This window comes from Cupriavidus sp. 8B, assembly GCF_054589115.1.
Genome location: NZ_BAAILO010000322.1, coordinates 22449 through 43275 on the forward strand (window position 1 = coordinate 22449; position 20827 = coordinate 43275).

At 64.9% G+C, this 20827-nt stretch carries 22 protein-coding genes; 14 read left to right on the plus strand and 8 right to left on the minus strand.

Features of this window, described 5'->3' with window-relative positions; all coding sequences use genetic code 11:
- Positions 1-131 precede the first annotated feature (131 nt).
- Both nth and rsxB read right to left on the minus strand, forming a co-directional pair.
- The gene (gene nth, locus ACYP5B_RS32235; protein ID WP_267606086.1) at positions 132-776 is read right to left on the minus strand and encodes an endonuclease III; all 645 of its coding nucleotides are present in this window, start codon (positions 774-776) and stop codon (positions 132-134) included.
- Positions 773-1597 (minus strand): electron transport complex subunit RsxB, encoded by an 825-nt coding sequence (gene rsxB / locus ACYP5B_RS32240; RefSeq protein WP_459572347.1) that lies wholly within the window; start codon positions 1595-1597, stop codon positions 773-775. Before rsxB ends, nth begins: the two co-directional genes overlap by 4 nt.
- Positions 1598-1787: 190 nt before the next feature.
- On the opposite strand from rsxB, the gene ACYP5B_RS32245 reads away from it, so the two are divergent.
- Entirely contained in the window at positions 1788-2423 is a 636-nt protein-coding gene (locus ACYP5B_RS32245; protein ID WP_267606089.1) for a TetR/AcrR family transcriptional regulator, read from the plus strand.
- Between the two features lie 76 nt (positions 2424-2499).
- On the opposite strand, the gene ACYP5B_RS32250 is transcribed toward ACYP5B_RS32245, so the two are convergent.
- Both ACYP5B_RS32250 and ACYP5B_RS32255 read right to left on the minus strand, forming a co-directional pair.
- A complete protein-coding gene (locus ACYP5B_RS32250) occupies positions 2500-3741 on the minus strand; it encodes a polyhydroxyalkanoate depolymerase (protein WP_318230705.1) in 1242 nt (413 codons plus the stop codon).
- Positions 3742-4012: 271 nt separating this feature from the next.
- Positions 4013-5209, minus strand: a complete 1197-nt coding sequence (locus ACYP5B_RS32255) for an amino acid aminotransferase (RefSeq protein ID WP_400096643.1) — start codon at positions 5207-5209, stop codon at positions 4013-4015.
- 157 nt (positions 5210-5366) lie between these two features.
- On the opposite strand from ACYP5B_RS32255, the gene uvrB reads away from it, so the two are divergent.
- Together uvrB and ACYP5B_RS32265 are read left to right on the plus strand one after the other, a co-directional pair.
- Positions 5367-7469, plus strand: a complete 2103-nt coding sequence (gene uvrB / locus ACYP5B_RS32260) for an excinuclease ABC subunit UvrB (protein ID WP_267606093.1) — start codon at positions 5367-5369, stop codon at positions 7467-7469.
- A gap of 61 nt (positions 7470-7530) precedes the next feature.
- Complete coding sequence (locus tag ACYP5B_RS32265; protein ID WP_267606094.1) at positions 7531-7830, plus strand: putative quinol monooxygenase; 300 nt, start codon at positions 7531-7533, stop codon at positions 7828-7830.
- Between the two features lie 13 nt (positions 7831-7843).
- Here the strand turns inward: ACYP5B_RS32265 and ACYP5B_RS32270 are convergent, their stop codons facing one another.
- Complete coding sequence (locus tag ACYP5B_RS32270) at positions 7844-8062, minus strand: hypothetical protein (protein ID WP_459572348.1); 219 nt, start codon at positions 8060-8062, stop codon at positions 7844-7846.
- 211 nt (positions 8063-8273) lie between these two features.
- Here ACYP5B_RS32270 and ACYP5B_RS32275 point away from each other — a divergent pair, with 211 nt between their 5' ends.
- The 11 genes from ACYP5B_RS32275 (at position 8274) to iscX (ending at position 17147) form a co-directional block, all read left to right on the plus strand.
- Positions 8274-8765 carry a low molecular weight protein-tyrosine-phosphatase gene (locus ACYP5B_RS32275; RefSeq protein WP_459572349.1) on the plus strand — a complete coding sequence of 164 codons (492 nt, stop codon included), beginning with the start codon at positions 8274-8276 and terminating at the stop codon, positions 8763-8765.
- A gap of 48 nt (positions 8766-8813) precedes the next feature.
- Entirely contained in the window at positions 8814-10904 is a 2091-nt protein-coding gene (locus ACYP5B_RS32280; RefSeq protein ID WP_459572350.1) for a site-specific recombinase, read from the plus strand.
- An 80-nt stretch (positions 10905-10984) separates the two neighbouring features.
- Positions 10985-11539: a Fe-S cluster assembly transcriptional regulator IscR gene (gene iscR, locus ACYP5B_RS32285; protein ID WP_267606631.1), complete on the plus strand. Its 555-nt coding sequence runs from the start codon at positions 10985-10987 to the stop codon at positions 11537-11539.
- Between the two features lie 62 nt (positions 11540-11601).
- The gene (locus ACYP5B_RS32290) at positions 11602-12825 is read left to right on the plus strand and encodes an IscS subfamily cysteine desulfurase (protein ID WP_318230773.1); all 1224 of its coding nucleotides are present in this window, start codon (positions 11602-11604) and stop codon (positions 12823-12825) included.
- A gap of 55 nt (positions 12826-12880) precedes the next feature.
- Complete coding sequence (iscU, locus tag ACYP5B_RS32295) at positions 12881-13282, plus strand: Fe-S cluster assembly scaffold IscU (protein ID WP_006160178.1); 402 nt, start codon at positions 12881-12883, stop codon at positions 13280-13282.
- A gap of 31 nt (positions 13283-13313) precedes the next feature.
- Complete coding sequence (gene iscA / locus ACYP5B_RS32300; RefSeq protein WP_017229301.1) at positions 13314-13634, plus strand: iron-sulfur cluster assembly protein IscA; 321 nt, start codon at positions 13314-13316, stop codon at positions 13632-13634.
- A gap of 28 nt (positions 13635-13662) precedes the next feature.
- Positions 13663-13896, plus strand: a complete 234-nt coding sequence (locus ACYP5B_RS32305) for a DUF3565 domain-containing protein (RefSeq protein ID WP_318230709.1) — start codon at positions 13663-13665, stop codon at positions 13894-13896.
- A gap of 113 nt (positions 13897-14009) precedes the next feature.
- Positions 14010-14528 (plus strand): Fe-S protein assembly co-chaperone HscB, encoded by a 519-nt coding sequence (gene hscB, locus ACYP5B_RS32310; protein ID WP_267606099.1) that lies wholly within the window; start codon positions 14010-14012, stop codon positions 14526-14528.
- Positions 14529-14652: 124 nt separating this feature from the next.
- On the plus strand, positions 14653-16515 hold the full coding sequence (gene hscA / locus ACYP5B_RS32315; RefSeq protein ID WP_400096638.1) for a Fe-S protein assembly chaperone HscA: 1863 nt from the start codon (positions 14653-14655) through the stop codon (positions 16513-16515).
- A gap of 42 nt (positions 16516-16557) precedes the next feature.
- Positions 16558-16896 carry an ISC system 2Fe-2S type ferredoxin gene (fdx, locus tag ACYP5B_RS32320; protein WP_318230711.1) on the plus strand — a complete coding sequence of 113 codons (339 nt, stop codon included), beginning with the start codon at positions 16558-16560 and terminating at the stop codon, positions 16894-16896.
- A gap of 56 nt (positions 16897-16952) precedes the next feature.
- On the plus strand, positions 16953-17147 hold the full coding sequence (gene iscX / locus ACYP5B_RS32325) for a Fe-S cluster assembly protein IscX (protein WP_183035677.1): 195 nt from the start codon (positions 16953-16955) through the stop codon (positions 17145-17147).
- A gap of 74 nt (positions 17148-17221) precedes the next feature.
- On the opposite strand, the gene ACYP5B_RS32330 is transcribed toward iscX, so the two are convergent.
- From ACYP5B_RS32330 to ACYP5B_RS32340, 3 genes are all read right to left on the minus strand, one after another.
- On the minus strand, positions 17222-18007 hold the full coding sequence (locus ACYP5B_RS32330) for a glycine zipper 2TM domain-containing protein (protein WP_318230712.1): 786 nt from the start codon (positions 18005-18007) through the stop codon (positions 17222-17224).
- Between the two features lie 374 nt (positions 18008-18381).
- Entirely contained in the window at positions 18382-19920 is a 1539-nt protein-coding gene (gene lysS, locus ACYP5B_RS32335; RefSeq protein ID WP_400096636.1) for a lysine--tRNA ligase, read from the minus strand.
- 40 nt (positions 19921-19960) lie between these two features.
- A complete protein-coding gene (locus ACYP5B_RS32340) occupies positions 19961-20731 on the minus strand; it encodes an SDR family oxidoreductase (RefSeq protein WP_318230714.1) in 771 nt (256 codons plus the stop codon).
- Positions 20732-20827 lie beyond the last annotated feature (96 nt).

Sequence of the window (20827 nt, forward strand, 5' to 3'; positions counted from 1 at the left end):
CACAGAGTGAGCGCATGCACTTCGTAGTGCCTCCCGCCCTCCCCGCGCGCGGGAGAGGCGAGCGCGACAACGTAAATCGACCTTTGTCGGCAAGCTGAAACCCGCCAAAGCGCGGGTTTTTTTTCCTGCGCTCAGATGCGCGGCGCCTCGGTTTTCTCGCGGTATTCGCACAGTGGCTCGATCGCGCAGTGCCAGCACTCGGGCTTGCGCGCCTTGCAAACATAGCGCCCATGCAGGATCAGCCAGTGGTGCGCATCATGCATGAACTCCTGCGGCACCGTCTTGAGGAGCTTCTGCTCGACCACTTGTACGTTCTTGCCGGGCGCCAGGCCGGTGCGGTTGGCCACCCGGAAGATATGCGTGTCGACGGCGATGGTGGCCTCGCCGAACGCGGTATTGAGCACCACGTTGGCGGTCTTGCGGCCCACGCCCGGCAGGGCCTCCAGCGCGGCCCGGTCGCGCGGCACCTGGCCGCCGTGCTGCTCGACCAGGATGCGGCAGGTCGCGATGACATGCTTGGCCTTGGTCTTGTACAAGCCGATGGTCTTGATGTATTCGATCAGCCCGTCCTCGCCCAGCGCCAGCATCTGCTCCGGGCTGTGCGCCACGGGGTAGAGCTTGCGCGTGGCCTTGTTCACGCCCACGTCGGTGGCCTGCGCGGACAGCAGCACGGCAATCAGCAGCTCGAACGGCGAGCTGTATTCCAGCTCGGTGACAGGGGTCGGGTTGACTTCGCGCAGTGTCTCGAACAGGGCGCGGCACTTGGCTGCGTTCATTCGTCCTTGGGGGCTGGGTTGGGGCCGGGCGCGGCAGCCGGATCGGGCTGGCCCGGCGGGGCTGTCAGGCCGGCCCTGGCGCGGCGGGCCTCGGCGGCGTCGATCTGGGCCTGCACGGCAGGCGAGACGTTCTCGGTATTGCGCGGCTGCACCGCTTGCTGCTTCAGGCGCGCCCGCTCGATGGCGGCCTGGATGATGGCCTGCTTGCGTGCCTGCGCCGCCCGTTCCTCTTCGCTTTGCGTGGTTTCGGCTTGTAGCGCCTGCAGTTTGGCGGCCGCCTTGGCCGCCAGGCGCGCATCGTTTTCCTCGCGCTCGCACACGAGGCGCGAGCGGCGGGCGAGGTAGCGCGCGTGGGCTTCGTCCGCTTGCGCCTGCGACCAGGCGGCCCAGCCGGTACGCTGCGCGGTGACGGGAATCATGGCGATGCAATCGACGGGGCAGGGCGCCACGCAGAGGTCGCAGCCGGTGCACCAGTCCGCCAGTACGGTATGCATCTGCTTGGGCGCGCCAACGATGGCGTCGACCGGGCAAGCCTGGATGCATAGCGTGCAGCCGATGCACAGCGCTTCATCGATCACCGCCACCGCGCGCGCCTGTTCCACGCCCCGCTCCGGGTCCAGCGGCTGCGGCGGCGTGCCAAGCAGCGCCGACAGGCGGCGGATGCCTTCCTCCCCGCCCGGCGGGCAGCGATTGCAGGCTGCTTCGCCCGCTGCCATGGCTTCGGCATAGGGACGGCAGCCGTCGAAGCCGCACTTGGTGCATTGGGTCTGCGGCAGCAGGGCTTCGAGGCGATCGGCGAGGGTCTGGGAAATAGCGGTCACGACAGCTTTTGGGGTTTGCGGGTACGGCGCGGATGCCGTTCTCTTTTTTCCTGGCCGGAACGGGCACGCGGCAGGGATTATCCCCGATTTCGCCGCAGTGCAGAAACGCGCGATGATGCGCCCTTTGCCGGGGCCGCTGCGCGCTAGTTGCCCTGTGCCATAATCCGCGCAACGATTTACCAGCCGTCGCATGCGAAACGAAACCAGAACCAAGCGGGACCCCGAGGGAACACGCCGCCGCATCCTTGATGCGGCCACCGAGGAATTTGCCAAGGGTGGCCTGGCCGGCGCGCGCGTCGACCAGATCGCGCGCCGCGCCGAGACCAACGAGCGCATGCTGTACTACTACTATGGCAGCAAGGAAGGCTTGTTTCTGGCCGTCCTTGAAAAACAATATGCGGAGTTTCGCGCTGCTGAGGAGCAGTTGCATATCGTCGACGAGGATCCCGTGGAGGCGGTACGCACGCTGGCTCGCTTCGTCTGGGACTGGTACTACCGCAATCCCGAGTTCATCCGCCTGGTCAACAGCGAGAACCTGCACGAGGCGCGCCACCTGAAGAAGTCCACCCAGCTGCACCAGCTGATCAACCCGGTGGTCAACGTGCTTGCGGATATCGTCAAGCGGGGCCAGCGGCAGGGCGTGTTCCGCGACAACGTCGACGTCTCGCAGCTATACCTGACGATCTCCGCGCTCGGCTACTACGTGCTGTCCAACCGTTACACCATCAGCGCGGTGATCGGGCGCGACGTGGCGGCGCAGGACGAGCATGAGCGCTTTGCCGAGCTGCACACCGATATGTTGCTGGCTTACCTGGAGCGCCGCTGAGGCATGTAGCGGTGACAGCCCAATGAAAAACGCCCGCGGCAGGCAAGCGGGCGTTTTTCATGGCTGGCAATGCGGCTCAACGATACTTGAGCACGAAATCGCGCAGCTCGGGGTAAATCTCCTGGCGCCAGCGGCGACCGGAGAAGATCCCGTAGTGGCCGCACTTGGTCGCGGTGATGTGCTGCTTGCGCGCCTTGGGAATGCCCGCGCAGAGCTCATGCGCGGCGGCGGTCTGGCCGGCGCCCGAGATGTCGTCCAGCTCGCCCTCGATCGTCAGCAGCGCGGTGCCCTTGATGTCCTGTGGGCGCACCGGCTGGCCATCGATCTCCCAGGTGCCGTTGGCAAGCCGGAATTCCTGGAACACTTCACGGATGGTGTCGAGGTAGTACTCGGCGTCCATGTCGAGCACGGCGTTGTACTCGTCGTAGAAGCGCACATGGGCTTCGGCGTCGTCGGCATCGCCCTCGACCAGGTTCAGGTAATAGTCGTAGTGCGAGGACAGGTGGCGGTCAGGGTTCATCGCCACGAAACCGGCGTGCTGGAGGAAGCCCGGATACACCTTGCGGCCATGGCCCGGGTAATTCGCCGGCACCGTATAGATCACATTGTTCTCGAACCACTCGAACGACTTGTTGGTCGCCAGCGAATTCACCGCCGTGGGGCTGCGCCGCGCGTCGATGGGGCCGCCCATCATGGTCATGGTCTTGGGCGTCTTCTCGCCGGCGGATGCCAGCAGGGAGATGGCCGCGAGCACCGGGACCGTAGGCTGGCACACGGAGATCACATGCAGGTTTTCCGCGCCGATATGGCGGATGAAATCCTGGATGTAATGAATGTAGTCCGCCAGGCGGAAGCGGCCGTTCTCGACCGGCACCATGCGGGCATCGATCCAGTCGGTCACATAGACCTTGTGATCCTGCAGCAGGGTCTTCACGGTGTCTCGCAGCAGCGTCGAGTGGTGGCCGGACAGTGGGGCGCACACCAGCACCACCGGCTCATCCTTGAGCAGCTTGATGGTTTCCGGGTCGTCCGCGTAGCGCTTGAAACGCACTAGTTTGCAGAAAGGCTTTTCGATGATGGTCTGTTCCACGATCGGGATGTCCCGGCCGTTGGAGCGTACCGATTTGATATCGAATTCGGGCTTTTCGTATTCCTTGCCGAGCCGGTACAGCAACTCGTAGCCGGCAGCCAGTCGCGTGGCGCCGGGAACCAGGGACATCGGGCTCAGGGGATTGGTAAAGGTCTTGGCCGTAGCCTGCGCCCATGCGGTAAGCGGGTGCAGCATCGAGCGCTGGAATTCATGCAGCTGGTAAAGCATGACGTGGTCCCTATCAGGCTGGGGCGAAGCTGGAATTCAACGCCTGGACAATACAAATGCAACAAACACAGTTGCTAATGTGTTACGGATTATGCTCGTAATCGAACGATCGTGCGATGCAGCATATACCGTAAAGTACGCCCGCATCGGAAAAAGACAATAGGACAAACACTGTAATTCCCGATGACAAATGCAAAAGATCGTTAAAAATTGTCACGAGATACGAAAAAGGCGACCGAAGCCGCCTTTTATGCACTTTACGCGTTCAGCGTTACAGCACGGCGGCGATGGCGTTGACCACCGCGTCGATGTTGCGGCTGTTCAGCGCGGCCACGCAGATGCGGCCGGTGCCCACGGCGTAGATGCCGTGCTCGTTGCGCAGCACGTCGACCTGGGCCGCGTTCAGGCCCGAGTACGAGAACATGCCGCGCTGGGCCTTGACGAAGGAGAAGTCGCCCGGCACGCCCTTGGCGGCCAGCTTGTCCACCAGCGCATGGCGCATCAGCTTGATGCGGTCGCGCATCTCGCCCAGTTCCTGCTCCCACATGGCGCGCAGTTCCGGGCTGTTCAGCACGGTGGCGACCACGGTGCCGCCGTGGGTCGGCGGGTTGGAGTAGTTGGTGCGGATGACGCGCTTGACCTGCGACATCACGCGCTGGGCTTCTTCCTTGTCCGTGGTGACGATCGACAGCGCGCCCACGCGCTCGCCGTACAGCGAGAAGCTCTTCGAGAACGAGCTCGAGACGAAGAACGGCAGGCCGGATTCGGCGAACAGGCGCACTGCCGCGCCGTCCGGCTCGATGCCTTGCGCGAAGCCCTGGTAGGCCATGTCGAGGAACGGGATCAGGTTGCGTTCCTTGATCAGGCCAACCACTTGCTGCCATTGCTCGGCCGAGAGGTCGACACCGGTCGGGTTGTGGCAGCAGGCATGCAGCACCACGATGGTGTTGGCGTCGTACGACTTGAGCGACTCCACCATGCCGGCGAAATTCAGGCCGTGGCTGGCAGCATCGTAGTAGGCGTAGTTGATCACGGGGAAACCGGCTGCCTCGAACAGGGCGCGGTGGTTTTCCCAGCTCGGGTCGCTGATGGCGACCTTGGCATCCGGGTACAGGCGCTTGAGGAAGTCGGCGCCGATCTTCAGCGCGCCGGTGCCACCAAGTGCCTGAGCGGTCACAACGCGGCCTTCGGTGATCAGCGGCGATTCCTTGCCGAACAGCAGGGTCTGCACGGCCTGGTCGTAGGCGGCGATGCCTTCGATCGGCAGGTAGCCACGCGGGGTGGCGGTGGTCAGGCGAGCCTTTTCGGCTTCCTGCACGGCGCGCAGCAGAGGGATTTTCCCTTCGTCGGTGAAGTACACGCCAACACCCAGATTGACCTTGGTGGCACGGGTATCGGCATTGAAGGCTTCATTCAGGCCCAGGATCGGGTCGCGTGGGGCCATCTCGACGGCAGAAAACAAACTCATTTGGGATCTCGTGGTCAGCTATGTAACAAAACGGGAAGGCGTAGAATGCTCCGGACTGCGCTCGGGAGTGCCGGCGGCCCCCATCTTGATACCTGGCCGCCAACCCCAAGATTCTAGCGTATCCGCCCGTTTTCCTGAGGTTTTCCCTTGCCTGCCTATGTCGAATCTCGTTGAAGTCGCGCCCGCGCTGGATGAAGAGAAGTTCGCGACCTTTCCCGGTTCGCCGTTCCAGCTTTACCAGCCCTATCTGCCGGCGGGCGACCAGCCCGAGGCGATCCGCCAGCTGGTCGAAGGGGTCGAGGACGGCCTTTCGTACCAGACCTTGCTGGGGGTGACCGGTTCGGGCAAGACCTTCACCATGGCCAACGTGATTGCCCGCATGGGCCGTCCGGCCATCGTGTTCGCGCCCAACAAGACGCTGGCCGCGCAGTTGTATTCGGAGTTTCGCGAGTTCTTCCCGCGCAATGCCGTGGAGTATTTCGTCAGCTACTACGACTACTACCAGCCCGAGGCCTACGTGCCGCAGCGCGACCTGTTCATCGAGAAGGATTCCTCGATCAACGAGCATATCGAGCAGATGCGGCTGTCGGCCACCAAGAGCCTGCTGGAGCGCCGCGACACCATCATCGTGGCCAGCGTCTCCGCCATCTACGGTATCGGCAACCCGTCCGAGTACCACAAGATGATCCTGACGCTGCGCACGGGCGACAAGATCAGCCAGCGCGACGTGATCGCGCGCCTGATCGCCATGCAGTACACCCGCAACGAGACCGATTTCCAGCGCGGCACGTTCCGCGTGCGCGGCGATACGCTGGATATCTTCCCGGCCGAGCATGCCGAGCTGGCGGTGCGCGTCGATATGTTCGACGATGAGATCGATTCGCTGCAGTTCTTCGACCCGCTGACCGGGCGCGTGCGGCAGAAGATCCCGCGCTTCACGGTCTATCCGTCGAGCCACTACGTGACCCCGCGCGAGACCGTGCTGCGGGCGATCGAGGACATCAAGGTAGAACTGCGCGAGCGCCTGGACTTCTTCTATAAGGAGAACAAGCTGGTGGAAGCGCAGCGGCTGGAGCAGCGCTCCCGCTTCGACCTGGAAATGCTCTCCGAGCTCGGCTTCTGCAAGGGCATCGAGAATTACTCGCGCCACCTGTCGGGCGCCAAGCCCGGCGATCCGCCGCCCACGCTGGTCGACTACCTGCCGCAGGACGCGTTGATGTTCCTGGACGAGTCGCACGTGCTGATGGGCCAGTTCAACGGCATGTACAACGGCGACAAGGCGCGCAAGACGACCTTGGTCGACTACGGCTTCCGGCTGCCGTCCGCGCTGGACAACCGCCCCCTCAAGTTCTCGGAGTTCGAAGGCAAGATGCGGCAGGTGATGTTTGTCTCCGCGACGCCGTCCAATTACGAGAACGAGCATGCGGGCCAGGTGGTGGAGCAGGTGGTGCGGCCCACGGGCCTGGTCGATCCGATCATCCACGTGCGTCCCGCGACCACGCAGGTCGACGACCTGCTGTCCGAGATCCACCAGAAGGTGTCCGTCGGCGAGCGCGTGCTGGTGACCACGCTGACCAAGCGCATGTCCGAGCAACTGACGGAGTTCCTCACCGAGAACGGCGTCAAGGTGCGCTACCTGCACTCGGATATCGATACGGTGGAGCGCGTGGAGATCATCCGCGACCTCCGCCTGGGCACCTTCGACGTGCTGGTCGGCATCAACCTGCTGCGCGAGGGCTTGGATATTCCGGAAGTCTCGCTGGTGGCGATTCTCGATGCGGACAAGGAAGGCTTCCTGCGCGCCGAGCGTTCGCTGATCCAGACCATCGGCCGCGCGGCCCGAAACGTCAACGGCACCGCCATCCTGTACGCCGACCGGATGACCGATTCGATGAAGCGGGCGATCGGCGAGACGGAGCGCCGCCGCGCCAAGCAGATCGCGTTCAACGAAGCCAATGGCATCGTGCCGCGCGGCGTGGTCAAGCGCATCAAGGACATCATCGACGGGGTCTACGACCCGGGCGAGGTCAAGGCGGAACTGCTGGCCGCGGAAGAGCGCGCCAAGTACGAGGACATGAGCGAGAAGCAGGTCGCCAAGGAGATCAAGCGGCTTGAAAAGCAGATGTTCGAGCACGCCAAGAATCTCGAGTTCGAAAAGGCGGGGCAGGTGCGCGACCAGCTGGCCAAGCTCAAGCGCCAGATCTTTGGCGCCAGCGGCGATGGGGAGCACCTGCCGCCGCCGGCCGCGGCTGCGTCCTGAGGACGATGGGCCCGGCTACCGTCTATAGTTGGAATCCCGGACGGTGGTGAGGAGATGGTCCATGGTCAAGTTCGCTCTGTGGGTTCCGCTGCATGCGAAGCCCGGCAAGGAAAAGGAAGTCGAGGCGTTCCTGCTCGGCGGCTTGCCGCTGGTTCAGGCCGAGGCTGGCACCACAGCATGGTTTGCGCTGCGGCTCGGGCCATCCATGTTCGGCATCTTCGATGCGTTTGCCGATGAGGCCGGGCGCGACGCGCATCTCTCGGGCAAGGTGGCCGAGGCCCTGATGGCCAAGGCGCCCGACCTGTTCGCCAAGCCGCCCTCGATCGAGAAGCTGGACGTGCTGGCGGCCAAGCTGCCCTGAGCCAGTGTGCCTGCTAGCCCTTCGGGGGCAGCGAGCGCAGGCGCTTGCTGACTTCCAGCAGGGTGTCGCACTCGTCCGCGCCGATTTCTTCCTCCAGGCTGCGCCGGACCACGGTGGGCAGGCTTTCGCAGCCTGCACCGGAGACGGCGTCCGCGGACGGTTCGGCGGCGCCGGCCAGGCTTGCGCAAGGCAGGAGGGGCGGTAGGAGGCGTTGGCTGAGGCGAAGGTTCACCGCGCGATTATGCGGTGGGAGGCACCTTTGGGTCATCTTTTTTGCCAAGCGCCTTCAAACCGCGTGCTGGCGCTCCCGTGAGCGCGGCCCGGCGGGCAGGGCGGTAGAATCCGGCTTCTGCTGCAGCCGCACCCGGTGCGCTGGCTGCAAGCCCGTCGCCCGTGCCGCGGTTTGTCGATCTGCTTTCGGCGCTGGATAGCGCCCCACCCCTATGAAGAAATTCGCCATTTTGATGTGCTGCATGGGAAACATTTGTCGTTCGCCGACGGCGGAGGGCGTGTTGCGTGCCAAGCTGGAGGCGGCGGGCCTGGCCGACCTGGTCGAGCTGGATTCCGCCGGCACGCATGGCTATCACATCGGGCGTGCGCCGGATGCACGCTCCCAGCGCCATGCGCTGGCCCGTGGTTACGACCTCTCCGCGCAACGCGCGCGCCAGGCCGTGGTGCAGGACTTCGCTCGTTTCGACCTGCTGCTGGCCATGGACCAGGACAACCTGGCGGCGCTGCGCGGCATCTGCCCGGCTGGCAGCCAGGACAAGCTGCGCCTGCTGATGAGTTTCGCGAGCCGGCACGACGCGGACGAAGTGCCGGACCCCTACTACGGAGAGGGCGATGGCTTCGAGCGCGTGCTCGACTATGTCGAGGACGCCTGCGACGGCGTGATCGCCATGCTGCGTGCAAAGGGGCTTGGCGGCGCCACCTGATCGCGCTCGCCCGCCCTTGCAGCCTTTCCATTACTTTCACGAGGATTCATGTTTCGTTCCCTGTTCCGCAAATGGCGCGAGTCGCGCAATGCCAGCCTGCAACTCGACGCAATCCTGGCGGCAGCGGACCCGGAGGCGCCACTGGCGGACCGTAACGGCTGGCTGATCGAGCTAGGCTACTGGATCCGGCGCGACGGGCTGCCGGGCGCCGAAGGCGTGGCGGCCGACAAGAGCCGCCGGGAGCATGTGCGGCTGCGCTACCTGTTGCAGGTGCTTGGCCGCAATCCGGAAGTGGCGGGACGCTTTGCCTGCATGGTGCGCTCCATCGTGCGCGACAACGATCCGGTCACCTTGCTGTGCGACACCGGCGTGGCCTCCCACCCGGGCTTCTGGAGCGAGGTGCTGAACCGCCTGCAGGCGCGGTTCCTGCCGCCGCCGCCCAACCGCGGCGATCTGGCGGGCCTGTTCGCCCTGCTGTTTATCGATGGCAACGATGCCGATTGGGTCGAGGACCTCGATGGCGACCTGCTGGAACGGCTGGCTGCCGTGCTGCGCACCGATGACCCGGAAGCGCCAGGTGAAGGCGCGGCGCCGCCCGAATGGGATCGCTTTGACCGCACGCTGGCCACCAGCATCCAGGTGCTGGTCAGCCAGGTGCGTGCCACCGGGCTGAGCCAGGCGATTCGCTCGCGCCTGAAGGGGAAGGTGCAGGACACGCCATTCTTCCGCCTGGACAGCGCCGTGCAAGTCTTGTGCGAAGAGGACGAAGCGACGCGCGATGGCGAGGCCTTTGCGCACCGGCTCAACTATTTCCGCGCGCTGCTCGATGGCTGCCACCAGGCGGCCCAGCGCGTGTATGACGACCTGGAGGAGAATGGCGTCTCGGTGGAGGTGGTGTTCCAGATCGAACGCATGAAGGTGCGGCTCGCCCGCATCGAGCTGTTGCTGGCGACCTGGGTCGAGCCGCAGCGGCGCGGCCGGCATGCCCACCTGATCGCGGCGCTGATCCGCTCCACCCAGGCGCGCCGCAGCATCGCGCACCTGGCGGGCACTTCGTTCTCGCAACTGGCGCGCAAGGTGGTGGAGCGCTCGGCCGAGACCGGCGAGCACTACATCACGCGTGATCGCCGCGAGTATCGCGAGCTGATGCGGGCTGCCGCCGGTGGCGGCTTGATCACCGTCGGCACGGTCTATCTGAAGTTCCTGATCTACGGGCTGCACCTGGACAAGTTCATCGAGGGCCTGCTGGCCTCGCTCAACTATGCGGGCAGCTTCCTGGTGATCCACTTCGCGCATTTCACGCTGGCCACCAAGCAGCCGGCGATGACCGGCCCGGCGCTGGCGCACCGGCTCGATGCGGTCGGCAGGCCGGAAGGCCGGGAAATCTTCGTCGACGACACCATTGCGATGATCCGCTCGAATGCCGCGGCGATTTTCGGCAACCTGGTGGTGGTGTTCCCGGTGGCGATGGGCATCCAGTGGCTCGCCAACCGCATCCTGGGCGCCAACCTGATCACGCCCGCCAAGGCGATCGCCACCATCGAGTCGTTTTCCATTCTTGGCCCCACGCCGGTCTACGCCATCTTTACCGGGGTGCTCTTGTGGCTGTCGAGCCTGGTGGCGGGCTGGGCCGACAACTGGTTCGCGCTGCACAAGGTGCATGACGTGATGGCGTACAACCGCCGCCTGCGCTATGTGCTGGGAGCGCAGGGAGCCACACGGATGGCGGACTTCTGCAAGCGCAATATGTCGGGGATCGCAGCCAATGTGTCGCTAGGGCTGCTGCTCGGGCTGGGCCCGGAAATCCTCAGCTTCTTCGGCCCCCATATGGAGGTGCGGCACGTCACGTTGTCGACCGGCTCGGTGGGCACCGCGATTGGCGTGCTCGGCCTGGCCGTGCTGAAGATGCCGTCGTTCTGGCTGGCGGTGGCGGGCATCGCGCTGATGGGGTTGCTGAACGTCGCGGTGAGCTTTGCGCTGGCCTTCAACATGGCGTTGCGCTCACGCAGCCTGCGCCGGGTGGATCGCCGCGCGCTGAGCTCGGCCGTGCGGCAGCGCATCCTGAAACATCCCTGGTCGCTGATCGTGCCGCCGCGCGGGCCCGTTGGCGCGGCCTCGGCGGAGCAGGGGCGGGTTTGATGCAATGCGGCAGGGGTACTTGACCGAATTAGTCAACTTCTTTTATACTTGACCGAAATGATCAAGTACTCCCCAGCATCATGAGACTGACGACCAAAGGCCGCTTCGCGGTAACCGCCATGATTGACCTGGCCATGCGCCAGGATCAGGGCCCCGTTACGCTAGCGGGCATCAGCCAGCGCCAGAAAATATCCCTTTCTTACCTCGAGCAGCTGTTCGGTAAGCTGCGCCGCCACGAGATCGTGGAGAGCGTGCGCGGCCCGGGTGGTGGCTACAGCCTTGCCCGCAAGGCGGAAGACGTGACGGTGGCCGACATCATCATCGCAGTCGATGAGCCGCTCGACGCTACGCAATGCGGCGGGAAGGGTAATTGTAACGGAGATGAGGGAACCGGTCGCTGCATGACCCACGAGCTGTGGGCCACGCTGAACCAGAAAATGGTCGAATATCTCGATTCCGTCTCCCTGAAGAACCTGGTCGACCAGCAGCGTGCCAAGAGTCCCGCTGTGTTGCACGACATGCGCGATGAGTCGGTGGCGCAAACCGTGGCCGCACCACGCGGCAAGGCGGACAAACAGGAAAAACCCGCGCGTCCGCGGGTGGTGAATTCGGTTTTCAGCCTGGCTCAGTCGTAAGACGGGCAGCCGGCGAGAGAACAGAGAGCAACGTCAAGCATAGCGGTCCCTAAAAGGCAGTCATAACGATGAGCACCCCACATTTCCCCATTTACATGGATTACTCAGCCACCACGCCGGTAGACCCGCGCGTGGCGGACAAGATGATTCCGTACTTGCGTGAACAGTTCGGCAATCCGGCTTCGCGCAGCCACGCCTACGGCTGGGATGCCGAGCGCGCGGTGGAAGAAGCGCGTGAGCAGGTGGCGGCACTGGTGGGCGCCGATCCGCGCGAGATCGTGTGGACGTCGGGCGCAACCGAGTCCAACAACCTCGCCATCAAGGGCGCGGCCAATTTCTATTCGGGCAAGGGCAAGCACCTGATCACGGTGAAGACCGAGCACAAGGCTGTGCTCGACACCACCCGTGAACTGGAGCGCCAGGGTTTCGAGGTCACGTACCTCGACGTGCAGGACAACGGCCTGGTCGACATCGAAGTGCTCAAGGCGGCGATCCGCCCGGACACGATCCTGGTGTCGGTGATGCTGGTCAACAACGAGATCGGCGTGATCCAGGACGTGGCGCAGATCGGCGAGATCTGCCGCGCCAAGGGCATCATCTTCCATTGCGACGCTGCCCAGGCCACCGGCAAGGTAGCGATCGACCTGAATACGCTGAAGTGCGACCTGATGTCGTTTTCGGCGCACAAGACCTACGGCCCCAAGGGCGTGGGCGCGCTGTACGTACGCCGCAAGCCGCGCGTGCGCCTGGAAGCGCAGATGCACGGCGGTGGCCACGAGCGCGGCATGCGTTCGGGCACGCTGGCCACGCACCAGATCGTGGGCATGGGCGAAGCCTTCCGCATCGCCCGTGAGGAAATGGCAACGGAGAACGAGCGCATCCGCATGCTGCGCGACCGCCTGTGGCGCGGCCTGTCGGGCATGGAAGAGGTCTACCTGAATGGCGACCTGGAACAGCGTGTGCCGCATAACCTCAATGTCAGCTTCAACTTTGTCGAAGGCGAATCGCTGATCATGGCAATCAAGGACGTGGCGGTGTCGTCGGGCTCGGCCTGCACCTCGGCGTCGCTGGAGCCTTCGTACGTGCTGCGCGCCCTGGGCCGCAACGACGAACTGGCGCACAGCTCGATCCGCTTTACGGTGGGTCGCTTCACCACCGAAGAAGAAGTCGATTACACCGTCGAACTGCTCAAGAGCAAGATCGCCAAGCTGCGCGACCTGTCGCCGCTGTGGGAAATGTTCAAGGACGGTGTGGACCTGAATTCCATCCAGTGGGCCGCGCACTAAGCGCCAGGATCCACGCAAGACCCCATAAATACCGATACGCCAAGAGGTAGCCATAATGTCATACAGCACGAAGGTTCTCGACCACTATGAAAACCCCCGCAACGTTGGCTCGTTCGACAAGAACGACGACGCCGTGGGAACCGGCATGGTTGGCGCGCCCGCTTGCGGCGACGTCATGAAGCTGCAGATCAAGGTCAACGAAGCCGGCGTGATCGAAGACGCCAAGTTCAAGACCTATGGCTGCGGCTCGGCCATCGCGTCCTCCTCGCTGGTGACCGAATGGGTCAAGGGCAAGACCGTGGATCAGGCACTGGAAATCAAGAACACGCACATCGCCGAAGAACTGGCGCTGCCGCCGGTGAAGATCCACTGCTCCATCCTGGCTGAGGATGCCATCAAGGCAGCGGTCGAGGATTACAAGAAGAAGCACGAAGGCGCCGAGCAGAAGGCCGCCTGAGTTCCGTGTTCAATCAAGGGATGAAGCAGCGATGATCACGCTTACCGAGAAGGCCGCCAAGCACGTGGCGCGCTACCTGGACCGCCGTGGCAAGGGCGTTGGCCTGCGCCTTGGCGTCAAGACCACCGGCTGCTCGGGCCTGGCCTACAAGCTGGAATACGTCGACGACCTGTTGCCGGAAGACAGCGTGTTCGAGTCGCACGGCATCAAGGTGATCGTCGATCCCAAGAGCTTGCCGTATATCGATGGCACCGAGCTCGATTTCGCGCGCGAAGGCCTGAACGAGGGGTTCCGCTTCAACAACCCCAACGTCAAGGATGAGTGCGGTTGCGGAGAGTCGTTCCGGGTTTGAGCGTGCTGGCATCAGCGCGCCGGATACGATGAAACGCAGCATTGTCGGCTTTCACCAGGACGAGGAAAGCCACTGGGTGGCAGAACTCGATTGCGGGCATGGCCAGCATATGCGCCACGACCCGCCCTGGCAGATGCGTCCGTGGACGCTGACGCCGCAGGGGCGGGAGGCCCGCATCGGCGAACTGGTGAACTGCCTGAAATGCGATCGGGCGGAGCCGCCGGCGGATGGGGCGGGCAGCAGCGCACAGCGCGCTGCCTGACCGGAACAGTCCGCCACATTGCTGCGGCCTGTGCCGCGCGGTCAGCGTGCCGCTTTCACGCTGAAGGAAGTTCAAGGGGGCGGCGCAGCCGCTCCTTTTTGTTGGGGAAGGTGTTGAAAGACGATTATTTCGCGCTGTTCGGCCTGCCGGTCGGATATGCGGTCGATGAGACGGCGCTGGACGCCGCCTACCTGACCGTGCAATCGCAGGCGCATCCGGACCGCTTTGCCAATGCCGGCGACGCCGAGCGGCGCGTGGCCATGCAATGGGCCGCGCACGCCAACGAGGCGTACCGTACGCTGCGCCAGCCGCTCAAGCGCGCGATCTACCTGCTGACGCTGCGCGGCGTGGACATCCAGGCCGAGAGCAATACCGCCATGGCGCCCGCCTTCCTGATGCAGCAGATGGAATGGCGCGAGGCCCTGCAGGAAGCGGTCGAAGACAAGGACATTGCGCGCCTCGACGCGCTGTTGCGTGAGCTGCGCGGCGAGAAACGCCAGCGCCACGCGGCGCTCGGTGCGCTGCTCGATGCCGGCGATAACGCGGGCGCCGGCAGCGCGGCCAGGCAATTGATGTTCATCGAGAAAATTGAACACGATACCAGCGAGGCGATCGACCGCCTGGAAGGCTAGGGCTCCAAGGGAGCCCAGCGCCTTCCAGGCACGTTCGCCCCAGCCATGCCACAATGGCGCCCCGGCGCGAGACCGGCCTGTCTGACAGGCCGCCTTGGCACCGCACGAATAAAGAAGATTCATCATGGCACTGCTCCAGATCTCCGAACCCGGCATGTCGCCGGCACCCCACCAGAAGCGGCTCGCGGTCGGCATCGACCTCGGCACCACCAATTCGCTGGTGGCGGCGGTTCGCAACAGCATTCCCGAAGTCCTGACCGATGAAAGCGGTCGCGCGCTGCTGCCTTCGGTCGTGCGTTACCTGTCCAAGGGTACGCAGATCGGCTACCGTGCACAGGAAGAAGCGGTGTTCGACCCCAAGAACACCATCGTCTCAGTCAAGCGCTTCATGGGGCGCGGCCTGCGCGACGTCACGCATATCGAGCATAGCCCCTACGATTTTGTCGATGCGCCCGGCATGGTGCAGATCAAGACCGTGGCCGGCGTGAAGAGCCCGGTGGAAGTCTCGGCGGAAATCCTGGCCACGCTGCGCCAGCGCGCCGAGGATTCGCTCGGCGATGAACTCGTCGGCGCGGTGATTACCGTGCCCGCCTATTTCGACGATGCCCAGCGCCAGGCCACCAAGGATGCCGCGCAGCTCGCGGGCCTGGAGGTGCTGCGCCTGCTCAACGAGCCGACCGCGGCAGCCATCGCCTACGGCCTGGACAATGCCTCGGAAGGCATCTATGCGGTGTACGACCTTGGCGGCGGCACCTTCGACATCTCCATCCTCAAGCTCACCAAGGGCGTGTTCGAGGTGATGGCAACCGGTGGTGACTCCGCCCTCGGCGGCGACGATTTCGACCAGCGCCTGATGTGCTGGATCGTCGAGCAGGCCAGCCTGCAACCGCTGTCGGCCGAGGATATGCGCCTGCTGATGGTACGCTCCCGTGCGGCCAAGGAAGCGTTGTCGGCGGCCGATTCGACCGTGATCGACGCCGTGCTGAACAGCGGCGAGATCGTCCACCTGACGCTGTCGGCCTCGACGTTTGTCGAGCTGACCGCGCCGCTGGTGCAAAAGACCCTGTCGCCGGTGCGCAAGGCGCTGCGCGATGCCGGCGTGGCGGCCGACGAGGTCAAGGGCGTGGTGCTGGTTGGCGGCGCGACCCGCATGCCTTCGATCCGCAAGGCGGTGGGAGACTTCTTCGGCCAGCCGCCGCTGACCAACCTCGATCCGGACAAGGTCGTGGCGCTGGGCGCTGCCATGCAGGCCAACCTGCTGGCCGGCAACGGCGCCCCGGGCGAGGACTGGCTGCTGCTCGACGTGATCCCGCTGTCGCTTGGCGTGGAAACCATGGGCGGCCTGGTCGAGAAGATCATTCCCCGCAACAGCACCATCCCGGTGGCGCGCGCGCAGGAATTCACCACCTTCAAGGACGGCCAGACGGCCATCGCCATCCACGTGCTGCAAGGCGAGCGCGAACTGGCGAGCGATTGCCGCTCGCTGGCGCGCTTCGAGCTGCGCGGCATCCCGCCGATGGTGGCTGGCGCGGCACGCATCCGCGTGACCTACCAGGTCGACGCCGACGGGCTGCTGTCGGTCTTCGCGCGCGAAACGCAATCCGGCGTGGAAGCAACCATCGCCGTCAAGCCGTCCTACGGCCTGGCCGACGATGAGATCGCCCGGATGCTGCAGGACAGCTTCCGCGAAGCCGAGCATGACATGAAGAGCCGTGCGCTGGCGGAGGAACGGGTGGACGCCGCGCGCCTGATCGAAGCCACGCGCCGCGCGCTGGAGCTCGATGGCGACCTGCTCTCGGCCGAAGAGCGCGCCGACGTGGAACGCCTGATCACGGCTACGAGCGACATCGCCGCCGGCGAAGATCACCACGCCATCAAGACGGCGGTGGAAGCGCTGTCCCACGGCACCGACGAATTCGCCGCCCGCCGGATGGATCGCTCGATCAAGAGCGCGCTGGCCGGCCGCAAGGTGCAGGACCTGGGCTGATCCCCGAGGCCAATCGCACCATATCTCTATCCAGGACATTCCATGCCACAGATCATCGTATTGCCCCACGTCGAACTCTGCCCCGAAGGGGCTGTGTTCGAAGCCAAGCCCGGTATCAGCATTTGCGATGCGTTGCTCAGCAACGGCATCGAGATCGAGCACGCCTGCGAGAAGTCCTGCGCCTGCACCACCTGCCACGTAGTGGTGCGCGAGGGCTTCAACTCGCTGGACGAGGCGGAAGAAAAAGAGGAAGACCTGCTCGACAAGGCCTGGGGCCTGGAGCCCAACTCGCGGCTCTCCTGCCAGGCCGTGGTTGCCGACAGCGACCTCACCGTGCAGATTCCCAAGTACACGATCAACCATGCCAAGGAAGAGCATTGAGCGCGGCGCGCTCGCTGACTTGCTGGCCTGACCCGAGCTGACCGGAGAGAATTCCCATGAAGTGGACCGACACCTACGACATCGCCGCCGCCCTGTACGACAAGTACCCGGACGTGGATCCCACCACCATCCGCTTCACCGACCTGCATCGCTGGGTCATGGAGCTGGACGGTTTTGCCGACGCGGCCGATCGCTCGGGCGAGAAGATCCTGGAAGCGATTCAATCCGCCTGGATTGAAGAAGCGGAGTAAGCGCAAGTACGAGCGCAAGAACGAAAAAAAGCCGCGTTTTCCGCGGCTTTTTTTATGCTTTGACCGATGCCGGCTCAGCCAGCGACCAGTTGGCCATCCTGCATGTGCACACGCTCGCCGACCTGCACGCCCGGATCGGCCTGATACGTGAAGGTGCGATGGCTGCCGTTGTCCATCTGCACGCGGACCTGGTAGCTGGTGTCCTTGCGCACGGTCTTCTCGATCTGGTTGCCGGCAAAGCCGCCGCCCACGGCACCGGCCACGGTGCCCAGGATTCGGCCATTGCCCTTGCCGATCTGGTTGCCGAGCAGGCCGCCTACCACCGCGCCGCCGACGGCGCCCAGGCCGCTGGCCGGCTTGGCGGTTTCGATCGGGGTGATGGCGACTACGCGGCCGGCATACGCGCTTCCTTGCGCCGGCTGGCGTTCGGCGTAGGCGCCGTTGTCATTGCGGCTGGCCGCGGGGCCATAGCCTGCATCGCGGCTGGCGGTGCTGCGCTCCTGGGCGCGGCGTGCGGCGGGTGCCGGTGCCGGTGCCGGGGCGACCGGCGCTTGCGCCAGGTTCGCGGCCTCGGGCGGTCGAGTGGTGCTGCCCGGCGCCACCGGCTGTGGTGCGGTGTCGGCGCCATTGACGGTGCCATTGACGGTGCCATTGGCGGCGACAGGCGCGGTCAGGGACTGCGGCGCCCCCTGCGTGGCCTTGCTGGTGGGCAGCACGCCGGTCATGGCGGCGACCGCGGTCAGGCTGGCGATCACGACGGCCACTGCGGCGGCGCCTACCAGCGGGTGCAGGCGGCGTTGGGCGGGCAGGGAAGCGGGCAAGGCAGGCTCGTTGGATTGGTGCAAGGTCGGATTCGACATATTGTTTTCCTCGCAAAACGCTGCCGGTCAGCGGTACTGATGGCTAGCGATTCGATGGACTCAGTTTGGCCCAATCCACCGCCATTTTCCGTTTGATTTTGTAAGTTTGTGTAGGCTGTAATTCTCTTTTAAATCATGGATTTAGTGGCGAAAGTGCATGGCTTTCGCGGACTATCTTTGTAACAATCGCGCAGCCACAAGCAAAAAGCCCCACCAAAGTTGGTGGGGCTCAGCTTGCTGAGAAAGCCGGCTCTGCGTTGTCGTGCTCCCCTCTCCCCCTGAGGGGAGAGGGAGAGACAGCCGTCGTCATGGCGCGCGGCTTTGGCCCATCCGGCGGCTTCGGCTTGTGCATCGGCGTGGCCGCCGAATGTGTGTCAGTCCTCGCGGCGCAGATGCGGGAACAGGATCACGTCGCGGATATTCGGGCTGTCGGTCAGCAACATCACCAGGCGGTCGATGCCGATGCCGCAGCCGCCCGTCGGGGGCATGCCGTATTCCAGCGCGCGGATGTAGTCGGCGTCGAAGTACATCGCTTCCTCGTCGCCCGCGTCTTTCTGGTCGACCTGCTTGCGGAAGCGCTCGGCCTGGTCCTCGGCATCGTTCAGCTCGGAGAAGCCGTTGGCGATCTCGCGGCCGGTGATGAACAGCTCGAAGCGCTCGGTGATGCCCGGCTGGGTATCCGAGGCGCGCGCCAGCGGCGAGACTTCGACCGGGTAGTCGATGATGAACGTCGGCTCCCACAGCTGGCTCTCGGCAGTTTCCTCGAACAGCACCAGTTGCAGCGTGCCCAGGCCCGCGTTGAGGAATTGCGGAGCGCCGGTGTTGATGCCGAACTTCTTCAGCTCGGCGCGCAGGAATTCGGTGTCGGCCAGTTGCGCGTCGGTATATTGCGGCGCGAACTTCTGGATCGCCTGCGTGATGGTGAGGCGATGGAACGGCTTGGACAGGTCCAGCTCGCGATCCTGGTACGTCAGCACGGCGCTGCCGCGCGCATCGATCGCCGCCTGGCGGATCAGGTCCTCGGTGAAGTCCATCAGCCAGCGGTAGTCCGTATAGGCCGCGTAGAACTCCATCATGGTGAACTCGGGATTGTGGCGCGGGCTCACCCCCTCGTTGCGGAAGTTGCGGTTGATCTCGAACACGCGCTCGAACCCGCCCACCACCAGGCGCTTCAGGTACAGCTCGGGCGCGATGCGCAGGAACATCTGCATGTCCAGCGCGTTATGGTGGGTGATGAACGGCTTGGCCGTGGCGCCGCCCGGGATCGGGTGCAGCATCGGCGTTTCGACTTCCATGAAGTCGTTGTTGGCCATGTGCCGGCGCAGCGAGCTGATGGCGTTGGTGCGGGCGCGGAAGGTGGCGCGCGTTTCCGGCGACACGATCAGGTCGACATAGCGCTGGCGGTATTTCTGTTCCTGGTCGGCCAGGCCGTAGTAGTCGCCGGGCAGCGGGCGCAGGCTCTTGGACAGCAGGCGCAGCTCGGTCACCGCCACCGACAGCTCGCCGGTCTTGGTCTTCATCAGCGTGCCGCGCGCGGCCACGATATCGCCCAGGTCCCACTTCTTGAAGGCGGCGTATACGTCTTCACCGATCGCGTCGCGGCTGATGTAGAACTGGATGCGGCCCGAGCCGTCCTGCACGGTGGCGAAGCTGGCCTTGCCCATCACGCGCTTGAGCATCATGCGCCCGGCGATGGCGACTTCCACCGGGGTGGCTTCGAGCGCGGCCTGCTCGGTTTCGCTGTACTGCGTGTGCAGCGCGGCGGCCTGGTGGGTCGGGCGGAAGTCGTTGGGGAAGGCCGGGCCTTGCTGACGCAGGGCCTGGAGCTTCTCGCGCCGTTCCGCGATGATCTTGTTTTCGTCGGCTGCGGCCGGGACGTTGGTCTCGGCGGGAGCGCGGTTGGATTCGGTCATGATGTCTTGGTGAGTCGCTCGGGCCAGGCCCGCGCGAGGTTCATGTATTGCGGATGTCGTCGAGCTCGGTGCTGCCGAAGTCAGGCCGCTGCAGGTAAGCGGCGATGCGCTGCGCGGTGTCGTCGGCCGAGGCCAGCTGGTCGTTGTCCTTGAGGTCGCGGAAACGCTGCACCTGCGCAAAGTCGGCGCTACGGATGGTGGCCTGCATGCCGGTATCGACCACGCCCGGCGCCAGCGCAACCGCGCGCACGGCGCGCTCCGCCGGCGCCTGCGCGTATTCGGCGTTGATGGAGCGCACGAACATGTCCAGGCCCGCCTTGCCGGCGCAATACGCGCTCCAGCCCTCGACCGGGCGGCGCGCGGCGCCGGACGAGATCGCCAGGATCTTGCGCGGGCAGCCAAAGCGCTCGGTGTGCGCGAGGAAGGCCGCGGTCATGGTCATCGGCGTGGCCAGGTTGGTCAGCAGATGCTGCACCAGCGCCGGTTCACGCAGGTTGGCGATGGGGCCGATCGGATCGATCATGCCCGCGTTCAGGATCAGCGTGACGCTGGCGGGCGTTTCCTCGACGACATCGAGCACGCTGCCGAGCCAGGTTGCCGACGGGCCGGCCTGCGAGAGATCTTGCAGGTGCCAGGCTACCTTGACGCCGCTGGCGGTCGCGGCACGTTCCAGCTCGGGATTGCGGCTGCGGGACACGCACACCAGGCGGTTGCCCGGTTTGAGCAATGCCTGCGTCAGCGCGGCACCGAGTCCGCGCGAGGTGCCCGTGATGATGATCAGATGCGTTGCTGCGGTCGATGCTGCGGTCATGGTCGAGATTGTCCCGGCAGGTGAGTTGCCGCACCTGCCGCCGCCACGCGCCGGTCCGTTCGGGGGCGCGTGGCGGCGGCGCGGCGCCGCTGCGTG

Coding starts and splice junctions, on each gene's coding strand:
- ACYP5B_RS32265 (WP_267606094.1), top strand. CDS start 7,531: ATGGTCAAGTTCGCTCTGTGGGTTCCGCTGCATGCGAAGCCCGGCAAG.
- iscU (WP_006160178.1), top strand. CDS start 12,881: ATGTCATACAGCACGAAGGTTCTCGACCACTATGAAAACCCCCGCAAC.
- fdx (WP_318230711.1), top strand. CDS start 16,558: ATGCCACAGATCATCGTATTGCCCCACGTCGAACTCTGCCCCGAAGGG.
- ACYP5B_RS32255 (WP_400096643.1), bottom strand. CDS start 5,209: ATGAGTTTGTTTTCTGCCGTCGAGATGGCCCCACGCGACCCGATCCTG.
- iscX (WP_183035677.1), top strand. CDS start 16,953: ATGAAGTGGACCGACACCTACGACATCGCCGCCGCCCTGTACGACAAG.
- ACYP5B_RS32340 (WP_318230714.1), bottom strand. CDS start 20,731: ATGACCGCAGCATCGACCGCAGCAACGCATCTGATCATCATCACGGGC.
- ACYP5B_RS32305 (WP_318230709.1), top strand. CDS start 13,663: ATGAAACGCAGCATTGTCGGCTTTCACCAGGACGAGGAAAGCCACTGG.
- nth (WP_267606086.1), bottom strand. CDS start 776: ATGAACGCAGCCAAGTGCCGCGCCCTGTTCGAGACACTGCGCGAAGTC.
- iscR (WP_267606631.1), top strand. CDS start 10,985: ATGAGACTGACGACCAAAGGCCGCTTCGCGGTAACCGCCATGATTGAC.
- ACYP5B_RS32250 (WP_318230705.1), bottom strand. CDS start 3,741: ATGCTTTACCAGCTGCATGAATTCCAGCGCTCGATGCTGCACCCGCTT.
- lysS (WP_400096636.1), bottom strand. CDS start 19,920: ATGACCGAATCCAACCGCGCTCCCGCCGAGACCAACGTCCCGGCCGCA.
- ACYP5B_RS32330 (WP_318230712.1), bottom strand. CDS start 18,007: ATGTCGAATCCGACCTTGCACCAATCCAACGAGCCTGCCTTGCCCGCT.
- hscA (WP_400096638.1), top strand. CDS start 14,653: ATGGCACTGCTCCAGATCTCCGAACCCGGCATGTCGCCGGCACCCCAC.
- ACYP5B_RS32245 (WP_267606089.1), top strand. CDS start 1,788: ATGCGAAACGAAACCAGAACCAAGCGGGACCCCGAGGGAACACGCCGC.
- uvrB (WP_267606093.1), top strand. CDS start 5,367: ATGTCGAATCTCGTTGAAGTCGCGCCCGCGCTGGATGAAGAGAAGTTC.
- iscA (WP_017229301.1), top strand. CDS start 13,314: ATGATCACGCTTACCGAGAAGGCCGCCAAGCACGTGGCGCGCTACCTG.
- ACYP5B_RS32275 (WP_459572349.1), top strand. CDS start 8,274: ATGAAGAAATTCGCCATTTTGATGTGCTGCATGGGAAACATTTGTCGT.
- ACYP5B_RS32280 (WP_459572350.1), top strand. CDS start 8,814: ATGTTTCGTTCCCTGTTCCGCAAATGGCGCGAGTCGCGCAATGCCAGC.